This is a genomic window from Actinoplanes sp. NPDC048967 (assembly GCF_040649415.1).
Lineage (GTDB): Bacteria > Actinomycetota > Actinomycetes > Mycobacteriales > Micromonosporaceae > Actinoplanes.
The window spans coordinates 25,597-40,788 of sequence record NZ_JBEZFL010000014.1 but is presented as its reverse complement, the minus strand read 5'-3'; the positions used below and the strand labels follow the sequence as shown (position 1 = coordinate 40,788).

At 72.7% G+C, this 15,192-nt stretch carries 17 protein-coding genes; 9 read left to right on the top strand and 8 right to left on the bottom strand.

Annotated elements, in window-relative coordinates:
• Positions 1 to 319 precede the first annotated feature (319 nt).
• Together AB0C12_RS40465 and AB0C12_RS40460 are read right to left on the bottom strand one after the other, a co-directional pair.
• Entirely contained in the window at positions 320 to 670 is a 351-nt protein-coding gene (locus AB0C12_RS40465) for a hypothetical protein (protein ID WP_360556127.1), read from the bottom strand.
• A 39-nt stretch (positions 671 to 709) separates the two neighbouring features.
• Complete coding sequence (locus tag AB0C12_RS40460) at positions 710 to 1,168, bottom strand: hemerythrin domain-containing protein (RefSeq protein ID WP_360556125.1); 459 nt, start codon at positions 1,166 to 1,168, stop codon at positions 710 to 712.
• A gap of 129 nt (positions 1,169 to 1,297) precedes the next feature.
• Between AB0C12_RS40460 and AB0C12_RS40455 the strand changes: the two genes are divergently transcribed.
• A complete protein-coding gene (locus AB0C12_RS40455; RefSeq protein ID WP_360556124.1) occupies positions 1,298 to 1,822 on the top strand; it encodes a tetratricopeptide repeat protein in 525 nt (174 codons plus the stop codon).
• 527 nt (positions 1,823 to 2,349) lie between these two features.
• Here AB0C12_RS40455 and AB0C12_RS40450 read toward each other — a convergent pair.
• The 5 genes from AB0C12_RS40450 to AB0C12_RS40430 all read right to left on the bottom strand — a co-directional run bounded on the left by AB0C12_RS40450 (position 2,350) and on the right by AB0C12_RS40430 (position 8,214).
• Positions 2,350 to 3,945, bottom strand: coding sequence for a beta-N-acetylhexosaminidase (locus AB0C12_RS40450; RefSeq protein WP_360556123.1), 1,596 nt, complete (start codon positions 3,943 to 3,945; stop codon positions 2,350 to 2,352).
• Complete coding sequence (locus AB0C12_RS40445; RefSeq protein WP_360556121.1) at positions 3,942 to 4,784, bottom strand: carbohydrate ABC transporter permease; 843 nt, start codon at positions 4,782 to 4,784, stop codon at positions 3,942 to 3,944. Before AB0C12_RS40445 ends, AB0C12_RS40450 begins: the two co-directional genes overlap by 4 nt.
• Complete coding sequence (locus AB0C12_RS40440; protein ID WP_360556120.1) at positions 4,781 to 5,692, bottom strand: sugar ABC transporter permease; 912 nt, start codon at positions 5,690 to 5,692, stop codon at positions 4,781 to 4,783. Before AB0C12_RS40440 ends, AB0C12_RS40445 begins: the two co-directional genes overlap by 4 nt.
• Complete coding sequence (locus AB0C12_RS40435) at positions 5,689 to 6,951, bottom strand: extracellular solute-binding protein (protein WP_360556119.1); 1,263 nt, start codon at positions 6,949 to 6,951, stop codon at positions 5,689 to 5,691. Before AB0C12_RS40435 ends, AB0C12_RS40440 begins: the two co-directional genes overlap by 4 nt.
• 96 nt (positions 6,952 to 7,047) lie before the next feature.
• Positions 7,048 to 8,214 carry an alanine racemase gene (locus AB0C12_RS40430; RefSeq protein ID WP_360556118.1) on the bottom strand — a complete coding sequence of 389 codons (1,167 nt, stop codon included), beginning with the start codon at positions 8,212 to 8,214 and terminating at the stop codon, positions 7,048 to 7,050.
• Positions 8,215 to 8,305: 91 nt separating this feature from the next.
• Between AB0C12_RS40430 and AB0C12_RS40425 the strand changes: the two genes are divergently transcribed.
• The 3 genes from AB0C12_RS40425 to AB0C12_RS40415 are packed head-to-tail and all read left to right on the top strand — an operon-like array spanning position 8,306 to position 11,219.
• A complete protein-coding gene (locus AB0C12_RS40425) occupies positions 8,306 to 9,616 on the top strand; it encodes a helix-turn-helix domain-containing protein (protein ID WP_360556117.1) in 1,311 nt (436 codons plus the stop codon).
• Complete coding sequence (locus AB0C12_RS40420; RefSeq protein WP_360556115.1) at positions 9,613 to 10,842, top strand: amidohydrolase/deacetylase family metallohydrolase; 1,230 nt, start codon at positions 9,613 to 9,615, stop codon at positions 10,840 to 10,842. Before AB0C12_RS40425 ends, AB0C12_RS40420 begins: the two co-directional genes overlap by 4 nt.
• Positions 10,842 to 11,219, top strand: coding sequence for a RidA family protein (locus AB0C12_RS40415; RefSeq protein ID WP_360556114.1), 378 nt, complete (start codon positions 10,842 to 10,844; stop codon positions 11,217 to 11,219). Before AB0C12_RS40420 ends, AB0C12_RS40415 begins: the two co-directional genes overlap by 1 nt.
• Here AB0C12_RS40415 and AB0C12_RS40410 read toward each other — a convergent pair.
• Entirely contained in the window at positions 11,207 to 11,941 is a 735-nt protein-coding gene (locus AB0C12_RS40410; protein WP_360556113.1) for an alpha/beta hydrolase, read from the bottom strand. The two genes, AB0C12_RS40415 and AB0C12_RS40410, sit on opposite strands and share 13 nt — an antisense overlap.
• A 100-nt stretch (positions 11,942 to 12,041) precedes the next feature.
• On the opposite strand from AB0C12_RS40410, the gene AB0C12_RS40405 reads away from it, so the two are divergent.
• The 5 genes from AB0C12_RS40405 (at position 12,042) to AB0C12_RS40385 (ending at position 15,149) form a co-directional block, all read left to right on the top strand.
• Positions 12,042 to 12,431: a GntR family transcriptional regulator gene (locus AB0C12_RS40405; protein ID WP_360556112.1), complete on the top strand. Its 390-nt coding sequence runs from the start codon at positions 12,042 to 12,044 to the stop codon at positions 12,429 to 12,431.
• On the top strand, positions 12,428 to 13,333 hold the full coding sequence (locus AB0C12_RS40400; protein ID WP_360556110.1) for an ABC transporter ATP-binding protein: 906 nt from the start codon (positions 12,428 to 12,430) through the stop codon (positions 13,331 to 13,333). The genes AB0C12_RS40405 and AB0C12_RS40400 overlap by 4 nt, the downstream gene beginning before the upstream one ends.
• Complete coding sequence (locus AB0C12_RS40395) at positions 13,330 to 14,313, top strand: ABC transporter permease subunit (protein WP_360556108.1); 984 nt, start codon at positions 13,330 to 13,332, stop codon at positions 14,311 to 14,313. The genes AB0C12_RS40400 and AB0C12_RS40395 overlap by 4 nt, the downstream gene beginning before the upstream one ends.
• A 126-nt stretch (positions 14,314 to 14,439) precedes the next feature.
• Positions 14,440 to 14,742, top strand: coding sequence for an urease subunit gamma (locus AB0C12_RS40390; RefSeq protein WP_125806689.1), 303 nt, complete (start codon positions 14,440 to 14,442; stop codon positions 14,740 to 14,742).
• A complete protein-coding gene (locus tag AB0C12_RS40385) occupies positions 14,739 to 15,149 on the top strand; it encodes an urease subunit beta (protein ID WP_360556106.1) in 411 nt (136 codons plus the stop codon). Before AB0C12_RS40390 ends, AB0C12_RS40385 begins: the two co-directional genes overlap by 4 nt.
• Positions 15,150 to 15,192: the final 43 nt, after the last annotated feature.

The window sequence follows — 15,192 nt, the reverse complement described above, 5'->3', positions numbered from 1 at the left end:
GCAGTGCCCACGGGCCCGGGCCGAGCGGTGTTTTCGAGCCCGGTCCGGGCGGTGCTCACAGGCTCGGCCCGGGCAGTGCCCACGGGCCCGGGCCGAGCGGTGTTTTCGAGCCCGGTCCGGGCGGTGCTCACAGGCTCGGCCCGGGCAGTGCCCACGGGCCCGGGCCGGGCGGTGCTCACGAGCCCAGGCCGGGCGGTGCTCACAGGCTCAGTCCCGGCAGTGCCCACGGGCCCGGGCCTGGCGGTGCTCACGGGCTCGGCCCGGGCAGTGCTCACGGGCCCGTCCCCGGCGCGGCACCGGGCGGTGAGAGCGTCGGCGCTCATGGGCCGGTCCCAGGCGCGGCCCGGGTGGGGAGCCACAGAGCGATCGCCGCGGCGAGCACGACCACGACGCCGAGCAGCGCCCAGGCGGGCAGCACCCCGGCCGCGACGAGCACGGCAGCCAGGGCGGCCACGCCGAGCAGCACGAACGTCAGCATCAGCCGGCGCCGGGCGGCGTCGGCCGCGAGCTCGTCGACCACCGTCATCAGCTCGTCGGTGCCGGCGAAGACCCGATCGAGCTGCCCGGCGTCGTACGGCGGCTCCGCGCCCAGCCCGCCCAGCGCGTCGTGCCGGGCGCGCAGCTCCCGCTGACGTTCGAGCAGCTCGGCCCGCCGTGACGAAGCACCCACACGCACTCCCTGGGGTCGCACCCTGAGGCAATGCTGGGCCTAGGCGGTGAGACCGGTCAATCCCTCGGAAGGGTCGAGGGTGTCGAGGACGGCGACCAGCCGCTTCTCCTCACCGATGAAGTGCGTCTCGAGCACGGCGGCGAGCCCGTCCAGCTCACTCTGGATCGCCGCGGCCCGGGCCGCGGTGTGCCCGTCGCGCAGCTGCCCGCTCAGCGTGCTCACCCTGGTCAGCAGGCCGGCGATCACCTGATGGTCGCGTTCCAGCTCGGCCAGGAACGCGCGCAGGCCGGGATGGCGCTCGGCCAGCAGGGGGAACACGCCGGTGTCCTCACCGGTGTGGTGCCGGGTGACCGCGGCGCAGAACGCGAGGCAGTGAACGCCCAGCTCGGCGTCGGGGACATAGCCCTCCCGCAGATCGGCGAGCATGTCGCGCAGGCCGATGTGGATCTCGATCAACTGCTGTCCGTACGCCCGGAACCGGGAGTATTCACTGTCCACGGAGATGTCCCATGGTCCGGCGCCTCCATGCCCGCGGCGGTCTCCTGGCCGGGTGCACTGCGACGCTGTGACCATCCGATCAGCCGGCGCCGGGCCGCGTCAAGCCACCCGCCGTGCGAGGCTGAATCCATGATCACACCGGATTGGGAACGCCGGATGGACGGCGCGTGGGCGGCGTTCGACTCACTCGACGAGGCGCGCTTCCTGCAGCTGGTCGAGCAGCTCACCGGCGAGCTCGCCCCGGACGACCCGGTCGGCCTCTTCGAACGGGCCGGCTCGCTGGACGCCGTCGGGCGCACCGGCCAGGCTGTGCCGCTCTACCGGGAGGCGCTGGCGGGCGGGCTGTCCGGCAGCCGTCGACGGCAGGCCGTGATCCAACTGGCGAGTTCGCTACGGGAGTTGGGCGAGGCCCCGGAGAGCGTCGCGCTGCTGACCGCGGAGCTGGCCGCCGGTTCGGACGAGCTCGACGACGCGGTGAAGGCGGTGCTGGCGTTGTCGCTGGCGGACGCGGGGCGTGAACGGGAGGCGGTAGGAATCGCGGTGGGCGCTCTGGCGGCGCACTTGCCGCGCTATCAACGTTCGATGGAGAACTACGCCCGGCTGTTGCTGGAGCCGGACCCGACCGCCGACCCGGAGTCCGACGTCCGCTCCTGACCAGCCGACGTCCACTTCCTCAGGCCGACCTCCGCCACCTCAGGCCGGCCTCCGCCTCCTCAGGCCGACCTCCGCCTCCTCAGGCCAACCTCCGCCACCTCAGGCCAACCTCCGCCTCCTCAGGCCGACCATTACCTTGGTCAGGCCGACTTCCGCCTCGTCAAGCTCACCTCCGCCTCCTCAAGCTCAGGCTCACCTCCGCCTCCATCCGGCCAACGACCGGGCGACGGCGGCGGGCGGCCAACGACCGGCCGACCGGCAGTCGGGCGGCCAACGACCGGGCGACCGGCAAGCGGGCGACCGACGGGCGGGCGACCGGCAGGCAAGCGGGCGACCGGCAGGCAAGCGGGCGACCGGCAGGCAAGCGGCCGGCAGGCAAGCGACCGGCAGGCAAGCGGGCGACCGGCAGGCAAGCGGCCGGCCGGAAGCGGGCGACCGGCGACCGGCGGGCGACCGGCGGGCGGCCAGCGACCGGGCGACCGGCGGGCAGCTGGGCGGCTGCGGGCTCCCGCCGCATCCCGGACGCTTCAGCGCCGCAGATCGCCCGTCATCTCGTACACCTCGGCCAGCCGGTCCGCCAGATCACGAGGGTGGCCCGGCGCGTCAGGCCGGCCGTCCCAAGGCCGCGGCCCGGACAGCGGCCGGTAGTTCACACCCAGCGCGTCCAGCCGAGCCAGATGCGGGCCGAGCCGGGCAGCGAAGTCGGCGTGGTCACGGTCCGGCGGCCCCCACACCGTCTCGGCGAACGCGCACAGCCGCGGAAAAGCCTGGTAGTCCACCCGGCGGGCCGACTCCAGGTGCTCGGTCCACACGTTGGCCTGCGCCCCGATGATCCGGGCCGCCTCGGCTTCGCTCAGTTCGGGCGGGACCGGTTCGAAGGCGTACACGTCGGACAGGGTGAGCAGAGTGCCGACCGGGGTCGGTTCGCCCGGGTCGTCGGACTGGCGGTAGTCCAGATAGACCGAGGTGTCCGGGCACGCGACGACGTCGTGGCCGGCCCGGGCGGCCAGGATCGCCGGTTCGGCACCGCGCCACGCGGCGATGGTGGCCCCGGCCGGCGCGCCACCGGCGAGGATCTCGTCCCAGCCGTAGATGCGGCGGCCGTGCCCGGCCAGATGCTCGGCGATCCGGGCGGTGAACCAGGCCTGCAGTTCGTGCGGGCCGCCCAGGCCGGCCGTGGCGATCCGGGCGCGGGCCTCCGGGGTGTCCCATTCGCCCGACGGGCACTCGTCGCCGCCGATGCCGATCAGCTCGCCCGGGAAGATCGCGACGACGTGGTCGAGGACCTCGCGGCAGAAATCCAGGGCCTCGTCGGAGACGTTCAGCACGTGCGGGGAGATGCCCCAGGAGGTACGGACCCCGCCCGTGAATCCGTTGCCCAACTCGGGGTACGCGGCGATCGCGGCCTGCATGTGCCCCGGCATGTCGATCTCGGGCACCACAGTGACGTGCCGTTCGGCCGCGTAGGCGACGATCTCCCGCAGGTCACCGGTGCTGTAGTACCCGCCGTGCGGCCGGTCGTCGTAGCGGTCGTGGATCCGCGAGCCGAGCATCGTCCGGGGCCGCCAGGCGCCGATCGTGGTCAGCCGGGGCCGGCCCGGGACCTCCACCCGCCAGCCCTGGTCGTCGGTCAGGTGCAGGTGCAGCACGTTGAGCTTGTGGAACGCGGCCAGGTCGATGAAGCGCAGCACATCGGCGACCGGCATGAAGTGGCGCGCCACGTCCAGCAGCACGCCCCGCCAGCCGAACCGCGGCGCGTCCTCGATGTGCACGGCCGGCACCGGCAGCGGACCGGGCCCGGCCGGGGCGCGGCGCAGGGTTTCGGCGGGCAGGAGCTGCCGGAGTGTCTGCACGCCGTGGTGGACGCCGGCCGGGGAGCCGCCCCGGATGTCGATCCCCGTGGCGCCGACATCCAGGACGTACCCCTCCGGCGCCAGCCCGGCCACGACCCGCAACCGGATCCCACCACCCGACCCGGCACCACCCGACCCGGCGCCGGCCCGCAGTAGGTCCCGGACCGGAGCGGCCAGGTGCTCCAGGCCCGGGTCGGCGGTCACCGGCGTCCCGGGCCGCAGGGTGAAGCCGCCGGCCCCGGGCACCAGCACCGCCGGGCGGGGGATCAATCCTTCACCGCCCCGCCCAGGCCGGCGACCAGCCGGCGCCGGACCAGCAGGAAGAAGATCAGGACCGGCACGGTCATCAGGGTCGACGCCGCCATGATCGCCCCCCAGTCGTTCTCGTCGGGCTTGAAGAAGACCAGCAGCGCCATCGGCAGGGTCTGCCGGTCGGTCGCGCTGATGATGATGAAGGTACGGGCGAACAGGAAGTCGTTCCAGGCCGTGATGAAGGAGAACACGCTGGTCGCGGCCAGTCCCGGGGCCACCAGCGGGAACAGGATCCGCCACAGTACGGTGCACCGGCCCGCGCCGTCGAGCTGGGCTGCCTCGTCCAGTTCCTCCGGGATCGCCGCCACGAAGCCGCGCAGCATCCAGATCGCGAACGGCAGCGTGAACGCCGTGTGCACCAGCATGAGTGAGCCCAGCGTGTTCAGCCCCACGCCCGGTACCTGGGTGCCGAGGTCGCGGACGAGGAAGAACAGCGGGATGGTCAGTGCCTCGATCGGCACCATCTGCGCGACCAGGAACAGCACCAGCACGGTGGTGCGCATCCGGAACCGGAAGCGGGTCAGCGCCACCGCCGCCAGGAACGCGCACAGCCCGGAGACGGCCACGACCACCAGCGCGACGAGCAGGCTGTTGAGGAAGTAGCGGCCGAAGCTGTCGACGGCGAGCACCCGGTGGAAGCCGTCCCAGCTCGGCGCCAGGGTCCACGGGCGCTGGTGCAGCGACTGGATCTCGCCGGGCGGCTTCACCGCGGCCAGCACCATCCAGTAGATCGGGAAGACGGTGCCGACCGCGAGCACAATCGCCACGACGTCGAGCAGCCGGCGGCCGGTCCTCACAGCGGTTCCCCCGATCGCCGCAGCGTCCGCAGGTAGAGCAGGGTGACGACCAGCAGGATGATCATCATGACCACGCCGATCGCCGCGCCCAGGCCGTACTCGCCGGCCGCGAATGCCTGCTGGTAGGCCCAGACGTTGAGGGTCAGGTTCTGCCCGGCGATGCCGCCGCCCCGGGTCATCACGTAGATCTGGGTGAAGACCTTGAAATCCCAGATGATCGACTGGATCACCACGATGGCCAGCAACGGCCGCAGGACCGGCACCATGATGCGCCAGAAGGTGCGCCACGCGCTCGCGCCGTCGATCGCCGCCGCCTCCAGCACCGATCTCGGGATCGCCTCGATGCCGGCGTACAGGGTGACCATCACGAACGGGAACGAGTGCCACACCACCACCGCGCCGACCAGGGCGAAAGCGGTGTACCGGTCGTACATCCAGTTGAAGCCGGTGACGCCGAGGCTCTGGTTGACCAGCCCGAGGTCGGTGTCGAAGAGGAACATCCACACGGTGGAGCCGGAGACCGCGGGCACCGCCCAGGCGGCCATCGCGGCCAGCGACAGCAGCAGCCGCGGCACCTTGCTGATCCGGGTGAGCAGCACGGCCAGCGCGGCCCCCACGGCGAGGGTCGCGACGACGCAGGCAGCGGCGAAGAGGACGGTCGCGGCCAGCACCGACCAGAACCGGGCGTCGCCCAGCAGCTGGGTGTAGTTGGCCAGGCCCACGAACCGGGTCGGCTGGCCGCCGCTGACCTGGGCCTGCCGGAAGTCCAGGACGGACAGCAGGCCGAGCTGCCACATCGGATAGACGAACAGGGTGCCCAGGACCACCGCCGCCGGCAGCAGCAACCACAGCGGCGTCCAGCCGCGCCGGCGCGGGCGCGGCCGGACCGCCGGCAGCGCGGTGGTCACTTGCCCAGGGCCGCGTTGATCGTCGTGGCGGCCTCGTCGGTGGCCGCCTCGATCGTGGCCTTGCCGGTGACCACCTTCTCGATCATGGTGGGTAGCACGGCCTGCGCGTCGATCTTGCCCCAGCCGGGGTCGAGGGGCACGAACTTCGTCCCGGCGTCGATGGTGGACAGGAACGGCTTGAGGAAGGGTTCCTGGCCGGCCACCTCGGTCCGGGCGGCCTGCGACGTGGGCAGGTTACCCATGGCCGCGTACATCTTGGTCTGGTATTTCCTGCTCGCCAGCAGGGTGAGGAAATCGGCCGCCAGGGCCGGCCGCCGGCTGTTGCGCATGATGCCGAGGTTGTTGCCGCCGGCGAAGGCCGGGGCGATCGAGCCGGGCTTGCTGCCGGGCAGCGGCACCACGGCGTACCTGCCCTTGGCCGCGCCCGCCTCGACGGCGGCCCGGTTGAAGTTGCCGATGATGGCCATCCCGGCCTTGCCACTGGCGAACAGCTCGACGGTCTTGCCGCCGGTGAGGTCGGCGCACTGCTGCGGCGGGCAGTTGTCCGGCTTCAGCAGATCCGTGTACGCCTTCAGCCCGGCCCGCGACTGCGCCGAGTTGATCGAGGTGATGTCCCCGCCGGCGTCCCAGATGAACGGCAGCGCGCCGAACGTGTACTTGCCGCCGACCGCGATGCCGAACAGCTCCGGCTTCTTCGCGCGAATCGTCCGGGCCGCCGCGGTGAGCTCCGCCTGGCTGGTCGGCGGGCGCAGGCCGAGCTCGGCGAACACGTCGGTGCGGTAGTACAGCGCGCGGACGCCGAGATACCAGGGGACGCCGAGCAGCGTGCCCTTGAAGGTGGCGCTGGCCTTGGCGTCGGCGCTCAGGTCGGCGCCCTCGGACCAGGCGGTCACGGCCGGGCCCAGATCGGCCAGCCCGCCGGCGGCCGCGTATTCGGGCAGGTCGGTGTTGCCGTACTCGACGACGTCGGGCGCGCTGGCCGGGTCGTTGAAGGCGCCCTTGAAGCGCTCGCTGCGGGTGTCGACCGCCAGGTACGCGATGTCGACCTCGGTGCCGGGGTGCGCGGCGGTGAACTCGGCGACCGCCTCCTTGGCCACGGCCTCCTTGGGCGCACGGTTGGGCTCGTCGAAGAGCCACACCTTGAGGGTGCCGGTCCGCGCGCCGCCGTCCGAGGGTGTGGCGGTGGGCGACGAGGTGGACGGGGCGCACGCGGTCACGGTGAGGGCGAGGGCGGCGGCAACCGCCAGGCGCAGACGCATAGGGGCACTCCTGACGTTCACTGAGGAACCAGGTTCGTAAGTAGTTCGTTGGTGAAGTGCCCTCAGAGTGGAGTGTGGAGCGTCGGCCGTCAACCCTCAGAAGTACGTGTGCAGCACGTCCACGACCACGTTGCCGTCGTCCACCACGGGGATGAAGCGCCACTTGTCGAAGGCGGTGCACGGGTGCGAGAGACCGAAGCGCAGCAGGTCACCGACGGCGGGCGATCCGCCGGTCACGTACGTGTGGTGGTCGTTCATCTTCGTCACGGTCAGCCCCTCGGTGACCGGCAGTCCCTCGTCGAACGGTGCGTCCCGCTTACCCATCCCCACGATGGCCAGCCCGGGCTCCGGAGTGGACAACACCTGGGCCCAGATCTCCAGGGCGGCCGCCAGGGACCCGTCGCCCGGCTCGCGGTTGAACGGCGTGCGCTCCCGGTAGAAGCCGTCGTCGTGGGTCACCGAGGCGCCGCTGCGCAACACCGCGCGGACCCGGTGGCCGTCCAGCCACTGCCCCTCGAGCGCCTTGATCACCCGGTCGAACCAGGCGCTGCCGCCGGCCGAGACCAGCACCTCGGGACCGGCCAGGTCGGCGACCGCCCGGGCCGCCTCGACCAGTGTGGCCAGGAACGCGTCCACCGCCTCGACATCGGGCAGCGCGCCTTCGTAGGCCGTCACCCCGAGCAGCGAGACCCCCGGCGCATCCGCGGCCGCGCGGGCCACGGCGACAACCTCTTCGACGGTACGGCAGCCCGTCCGCCCACCCGGATGCCCGAGCTCGACCAGCACCGGCAACCCGCCCGCGGCCGCCACCGCCGCCACCCCGGCCACGGAGTCGACCTGGAGGAACACCTCCCAGCCGGCGGCGGACTCGGCGGCCAGCCAGCCCAGCGCGGTCGGGTCCAGCACCTCGTTGGCGATCAGCACCCGGGGCACCCCGAGCCGGCGCAGCACCAGAGCCTGGCTCGCCGTCGCCACGGTCATCGCCCACGCGCCCGCCGCCAGCTGGGCGTCCAGCAGCGTCGGGGCCATCGACGTCTTGGCGTGCGGGGCGAAGGAGAACCCGTACCGCCGGGCGTACGCGGCCATCGTCGCGATGTTCGCCCGTACCGCCGAGTCCCGGACCACCAGCAGCGGCCAGGTGAACGAGCCGTCGAACAGGTGATGCCGCGCGGCGGCGAAGTCGCGGGTGGTGACCTCGCCGGCCGGCAGCCAGAAGCCCTTGGCCCGCCAGTCGATGAGCTCGTCCGGGATGTCGAGGGTCATGTCCGTCTCCTCAAGCTTGACCAGGGGGGCGCTTTCGCGCACGCTACTACGGACCAATTACGAACCACTAGGTGTGCGGCGGGGGGCGAGCGTGCCGGCGGCGATGGTGATCGGCCTGGTGCTGCACGCGAGCCACCGCCCCCGGTTCGAGGAGGCGGCCCGCACCCTGACCGGGGTGACCTTCGCCTGGGCGGTCTACGAGCGCGAGGACCAGATCCGGGAACGGGTCGCCGGGCTGCTGCGGGCCGAACGGCTGGACGGGCTGCTGCTGGGGCTGGTCCCGTACGCCCGGTCCCGGGATCTGCTGCCGCCGGAGCTGCCGGTCGCGGTGACCCGCTCGGCTGCCTTGGATCTGGCCCTGGCCTGGTCGCGGGCGCGGGGCAACGGCTGGCCGGCCACCCCGGTCAGCATCGACACGTTCGCCCAGGAGACCGTCGACGAGGTGGCCACCGCGCTGGAGCTGGACCGGCAGGCGATCGCGTGCCTGCCGTTCGAGCCGGAACAGCCGATCGCCGACGTCGTCGGGTTCCACCGCGAGCAGTTGGCCCGCACCGGCGCCGCGTACGTGATCAGCGTCCGTACCGGTGTCGCGGCCGCCCTCGACGGCAGCGTCGCCGTCCTGCACGCCCTGGCCACGCCCGGCACGATCCGTGCCGACCTGCACGAGCTGGCCCTGCGCGTCCGGCACAAGCGGGCCGACGGCCTGCGCTTCGCCGCCGGGGTGTTCCTCATCGCCAAGCCCGAGGAGAGCCCCGACCTGGACCGGGCCCGGGTGGGCCTGCTGCACCTGCTGCTCAACACCCCGGATTTCGCCGACGCGTGGATCGACAACCGGGGCCGGCGCGGTGTCGTGGTCTTCGCGCACGCGGCGCTCTTCGAGGCGGTCACCCACCAGTGGGTGGGCCTGCCGGTGCTCGCCGAGGCCCGGGACACCCTGGGCATCCGCGCGGTGGCGGGCTTCGGGCTCGGCGACTCGGCCCGGTTGTGCGTGACGCTGGCCGAACGGGCCGCCGCCCGGGCCGAGCAGGACGCCGAGCCGGGCGCGTACCTGATCTCCGACAACGGCATGATGATCGGCCCGATGGGCGCCGGCGGGACCCCGCTGGCCTACACCTACCGCGAGCACGGCGGCATCGAGGCGCTGGCCGGACAGGTCGGGCTGAGCCCGGCGACGCTGTCGCGGCTGGCCGCGATCGAACGCAACCTGGGCGGCCGGCCGGTCTCGCCGAGCGAGCTGGCCCGGTCGCTGGGGATCACCGACCCGAGCGGGCGGCGGCTCATCCGCAAGCTGAGCGAGGCCGGCCTGGCCGTCGACGACGGCAGCTCGCAGGTGCACCGCAAGGGCCGCCCGACCCGGCTCTACCGGCTGGCCATCACCGCGGCCCTCGAAGGTGCGGCATGACCTACGACCTGCTGTTCACCGGCGGAGAGGTGCCCGGGACGGGACCGGCCGACGTGGCGGTGCGCGACGGGCTCATCGCGGCTGTGGGACCGGGGCTGACCGAGGATGCCCGCACGGTGGTGGACGTCGCCGGACTGCTGGTCACCCCGGGACTCGTCGACCTGCACACGCACGTCGGGCCGGGTTACTGGGGCATCGAGCCGGATCCGATCGCCTGGCGCACCGGCGTCACCACCTGGGTCGACGCCGGGTCGGCCGGGGCGTACACCCTGGCCGGGCTGCGCCGGGTGGTGGCGGACACCGACGTGCGGGTGCCGGCGCTGCTCAACATCTCCGCGGTGGGGCTGGCCGGGCGTACCGGGGAGAGCCGTGACCTGGACAACTGCGACACCGCATTGGCGATCGACACCGTGCAGGCGCATCGCGACCTGATCCGCGGCATCAAGGTCCGCATCGACCGCGAGACCGTCGGTGACAACGGCGTCGAACCCCTGCGGCGCGGCCTGGCCGCGGCGCAGGCCTGCGGCATCCCGGTCATGGTCCACATCGGTACGGCCCCACCCGCGCTCGGCGAGGTCCTCGACCTGCTGCGCCCGGGCGACATCGTGACGCACTGCGCGAGTGGCATCGCCGCTCCCCTGGGCCCGGCCGTGCGCGCCGCCCGCGAACGCGGCGTGCTGCTCGACATCGGCCACGGCTCCGGTGGTTTCGCCTTCGACGTGCTCGAACGTCAGCTCGCCGAGGGGCTGGTCCCGGACACGGTCTCCACCGACCTGCACGCCCGTTCGGTGCACGGCCCGGTCTTCGACCTGCCGACCACGATGGCCAAACTGCTCGCCGCCGGCCTGCCGCTGGCCGAGGTGCTCGCCGCCGCCACCGTGCGTCCCGCCCGCGCGCTGGGTCTCCCCGGCGGCACGCTGACCGTCGGCGCGCCCGCCGACCTGGCGGTGTTCCGGATCGAGGAGGGCGCCTTCGAGGTGGTGGACGCTCACCGTCAGGTCCGGCACGCCCCGCTGCGGCTGGTCAACGAGGCGACGTACGTGGCCGGCCGCCGGATGATCCCCCGGCTGAGCCCGCCCACCCCGCCGTGGATCCCGCTGACCGACGCCCAGCGCGCCGCCCTCGCCCGCCGCGAGCGCGACCTGCGCACCCTGCTCACCGCGCCGCTGGTCGGCGCGGACGGCCTGGCCGAACAGTTCCCGAGACCGACACCGAGGAGTCCGTAATGCCGAAGCGTGCCATCATCACCGACCAGGCCGCACCCGCCGGCGGCCCCTACTCGCACGCCGTCGTCGCCGGCGACACCATCTACCTGGCCGGCGCGGTCCCGGCCCGGCCGGACGGCACCCGGGTCACCGGCAGCTTCGCCGAGCAGGCCCACGCGGCCTTCCAAAACCTGGCCGCCGTGGCCGAGGCGGCCGGCAGCAGCCTCGACCAGGCCGTCCGGGTCGGCGTCTACCTGCGCGACTTCGCCGACTTCGCCGAGCTCAACGAGATCTACCCGCAGTACATCAAGGGTGAGCACCTGCCGGTGCGGACCACCCTGCCGGTCCCGCTGGTCGGCTTCGACATCGAGATCGACGCCGTCCTCTACACCGCCTGACGCCTGCGCACCCACTCGACGGCCCGACGCACCGCGGCGCGTGACTCCTCGGTGTGGTCGGCGATGTCGAAGCTGTGCTGCCCGTTCGGCACCTCGATGAGCTCGACGTCGCCGGCCCGGGTCAGGAACGTCTCCACGCCCGCGGCGAAGCCCGGGTGCTCGCGACCCACCCGGGTCACCAGCAGCGGCGGGGCACCCGGCCCGACCGCCTCGGCCGGTGCGGCGAAGCCCGGCGCGGCCACCATGCCCGGCAGCGGGGTCACCACCGGATAGGTCAGGGCGATGCCGCGCAACCAGGCGGGCGCGTCGCGGAGCCAGCCGGCGCTGAGCATGGCCCCGCCGGAGAAGAACCACAGCACCACCCGGTCCGCGTCGGCCCGCGGATCGGCCCGGGCAGCCGTCACGGCGGCGGCGACCTGATCCGCCGCCGTGGCGTAGTCCAGCACGAGGCCGTCCGGGCCCGGCGTGATGGGCAGCTGATAGCCGACCACGGCGGTGAGCAGCCCCTGCTCGGCCAGCAGCCGGCCGTATCCGCGATACAGCGGCCAGTCCCGGGGCTGCGCCTCCAGCCCGGGCGGCAGCGGCGTGCCGTGCACCACCACGACGACCGGGAACGGCCCCTCCCCGTCGGGCCGGTAAGTGTCCACAGTGTCCGTCCGCTCCGGCTCGCGGGCCGGCGGCGACAGGACGAACGGGCGCAGATACTCCGGGGTCTCAGCCATGCGCAGCACGCTATCGAAGCCTCGGTGACCGCAGTGTCCCTTGACAGCCGGGCAGTCGATTTCTCTATAGTGCTAGTAGCCTAGTTAAAGCGAGAAACCTGTGATCGACTTTCACCTGGACGTCCGGTCCGGCGTCTCGCCGTACCTGCAGCTCGTGCAGCAGGTGCAGCGGGCGCTGCGGCTCGGCCTGCTGTCCGTCGGGGACCAGCTCCCCACGGTCAAGGAGGTCGTGGCCAAGCTGGCGATCAACCCCAACACGGTGCTCAAGGCCTACCGGGAGCTGGAACATCTCGGCCTGGTCACCCCCCGGCCGGGGCTCGGCACCTTCGTGACCCACAGCCTGGCCGACGACTCGCTGGCCGCCCACGAACCGCTGCGCCGGGAGCTGCTCACCTGGCTGGAGAAGGCCCACCGGGCCGGGCTCGACGCGGACAGCATCGAGGCCCTGTTCATGACGACATTCCGAAAGGCAACCGAGGTGACCCCATGAATCCGGTCCTGCGCACCCAGGGACTGAGCAAGAGCTACGGCAGCCGGCCCGCCCTCACCGACGTCACGCTGACCGTGCCCGCCGGCCGCGTCGTCGGGCTGGTCGGGCCGAACGGCGCGGGCAAGTCCACATTGCTCAATCTCGCCGCCGGCATGATCACGCCGACGGCCGGCACCATCGAGGTCCTCGGCTCGCGCCCGGCCGCCGACGCCGCCCAGCTGGCCCGGATCGGCTTCGTCGCCCAGGACACCCCGGTCTACGCCGGCCTGACCGTCGCCGACCACCTGCAGCTGGGCCGGCGGCTGAACCCCGGCTGGGACGACGCGCTGGCGGAGGGACGCGTCGCCCAGGTCGGCCTCGATCCGGCCCAGAAGGCCGGCCGCCTCTCCGGCGGCCAGCGGGCCCAGCTGGCCCTGACCATCGCCGCCGCCAAGCGGCCCGAGCTGCTGATCTTCGACGAGCCGGTGGCGTCGCTGGACCCGCTGGCCCGGCGCGCGTTCCTGCAGAGCCTGATGGAGTTCGTCGCCGAGCTCGAGGTCGGTGTCATCCTGTCGTCGCACCTGCTCAGCGACCTGGAACGGGTCTGCGACCACCTGATCGTGCTGACCGCCGCCCGGGTGCAACTGGCCGGCGACGTCGACGACCTGCTCGCCGCCCACTACCGCCTGGTCGCGGCCCGCGGCGACCTCGACCTGCTGCCACCGGGCGTCGAGGTGATCCAGGCGGAGCACACCGACCGGCAGAGCACGCTGATCGTGCACGACACGCTCGGCGCGCTGCCCGGGATCTCCGTCGAGGCCGAGCGCATCGGCCTGGAGGACATGGTCCTCGCCTATCTCACCCGGGCCGCCCTCGGTGCCGTCGGTGGTTTCACCCCGCAGACCCTGGAGGCGCACCGATGATCTGGCTGACCTGGCGACAGTTCCGCGGCCAGGCCCTGGTGGCCCTCGTCGCGCTCGGCGCTCTCGCGATCTACCTGGTGATCCTCGGCCTGCAGCTGCGCGGCGCCTACGACACCAACGTCGGCTGCACGGGCTGCTCGGCGGGGACCGGCGCGCAACTGCTCAAGGACAAGTACTTCTCCGCGCTGCTGCTCACCGGCTTCCTCATCATCCTGATCCCGGCCGTCATCGGAGCCTTCTGGGGCGCACCGCTGATCGCCCGCGAGCTGGAGGCGGGCACGCACCGGCTGGTCTGGAACCAGAGCATCACCCGGACCCGGTGGCTGGCGGTCAAGCTGTCGTTCGTCACGCTGGCCGCGCTGGCCTTCACCGGCATCCTCAGCCTGCTCTTCACCTGGGCCGCGAGCCCGTACGACCGGGCGATCAACGACCGCTTCGACCCGCTCTTCTTCCCCACCCGCAACCTGGCCCCCCTGGGCTACGCCGTGTTCGCCGTCGTCGCCGGCATCACCATCGGGCTGCTCACCAAGCGGACCGTCATCGCGATGGCTGTCACGCTGGCCGTGTTCACGGCGATCCAGATCCTGATGCCCACCGTCATCCGCCCGCACCTGGCCGGCGCCGTCACGGAGAACGTGCAGTTCACCGCCGGCGGGGCCCACGGCATGTGGCTCGACCAGACGGGCCGGGTGTCGGTGGACGGATACGACGTGCCGGGCGCCTGGATGCTGACCAGCGAGGCGATACTGGTCGACAGCACCGGCGGGCAGCCCGGCAAAGCGGTGACCGAGGCCTGCTTCAACGGCGACTTCGAGAAGGACAAGGCCTGCCTGGAGGCGCTGAACCTGCACAGCGTGCTGACGTACCAGCCGGCCGACCGGTACTGGACCTTCCAGTGGCTGGAGTTCGGGATCTACCTGCTGCTCGCGCTGCTGCTGGCCGGGTACGCCTTCTGGCGCATCCCCCGCGGCCTCAGCTGACCGGCGTTTCCCCCGGCGTTCTCCCCGCGGGCGTGGTCTCATCAGGATGATCACGCCTGCGGTACGGGGTAACACGTCGGAAACGTCGAGCTGCGAGCATCGCTGGACGTTCAGGGGAGGTTCCTTTTGTTCCTCAGCCAGCACGAGCAGGAACGCCTGCTCATCCACGTCGCGGCGGACGTCGCCCGGCGCCGGCGGGAGCGCGGTCTGCGCCTGAACCACCCCGAGGCGACCGCGATCATCACGGCCTTCCTGCTGGAGGGCGCGCGGGACGGGCGTACGGTCGCCGAGCTCATGGACGCCGGCCGGCGGGTGCTGACCCGCGCGGACGTCATGGACGGCGTGCCCGAGATGCTGGCCGAGGTGCAGGTCGAAGCGACGTTCCCCGACGGCACCAAGCTGGTCACCGTGCACGGGCCGATCTCATGATCCCGGGTGAGATCATCGCCGGGGACGGTGACATCACGATCAACGCCGGACGGCCGGTGCTCGCGCTGACCGTACGCAACACCGGCGACCGGCCCGTGCAGGTGGGCTCGCACTACCACTTCGCCGAGTCCAACACGGCCCTCGACTTCGACCGCGAGGCCGCCTGGGGGCACCGCCTCGCCGTGCCCGCGGGCACCTCGGTCCGTTTCGAGCCGGGCATGCCGCGCGACATCGAGCTGATCCCGTTCACCGGCCACCGGATCGTCCCCGGCCTGCGCGGCCTGGCCGGCGGCCCGCTCGACCAGGCCCCCGAGCCGCCACCCGCCGACCCCGACGACATCGAGCCCGCCGGCTCGCTGGACGAGGACACCGGAGAAGACCAGCCGTCGAACGGGAGCCCCCGGTGAGACCAACCGCCGAGCCAGGCCGTCGAGGACGGCGCAGCCACCG

Bases quoted from the DNA above. Each gene is read 5' to 3' on its own strand.
- AB0C12_RS40415 (WP_360556114.1), top strand. From the start codon at position 10,842: ATGCCGAAGCGTGCCATCATCACCGACCAGGCCGCACCCGCCGGCGGC.
- AB0C12_RS40420 (WP_360556115.1), top strand. From the start codon at position 9,613: ATGACCTACGACCTGCTGTTCACCGGCGGAGAGGTGCCCGGGACGGGA.
- AB0C12_RS40410 (WP_360556113.1), bottom strand. From the start codon at position 11,941: ATGGCTGAGACCCCGGAGTATCTGCGCCCGTTCGTCCTGTCGCCGCCG.
- AB0C12_RS40400 (WP_360556110.1), top strand. From the start codon at position 12,428: ATGAATCCGGTCCTGCGCACCCAGGGACTGAGCAAGAGCTACGGCAGC.
- AB0C12_RS40430 (WP_360556118.1), bottom strand. From the start codon at position 8,214: ATGACCCTCGACATCCCGGACGAGCTCATCGACTGGCGGGCCAAGGGC.
- AB0C12_RS40435 (WP_360556119.1), bottom strand. From the start codon at position 6,951: ATGCGTCTGCGCCTGGCGGTTGCCGCCGCCCTCGCCCTCACCGTGACC.
- AB0C12_RS40395 (WP_360556108.1), top strand. From the start codon at position 13,330: ATGATCTGGCTGACCTGGCGACAGTTCCGCGGCCAGGCCCTGGTGGCC.
- AB0C12_RS40385 (WP_360556106.1), top strand. From the start codon at position 14,739: ATGATCCCGGGTGAGATCATCGCCGGGGACGGTGACATCACGATCAAC.
- AB0C12_RS40455 (WP_360556124.1), top strand. From the start codon at position 1,298: ATGATCACACCGGATTGGGAACGCCGGATGGACGGCGCGTGGGCGGCG.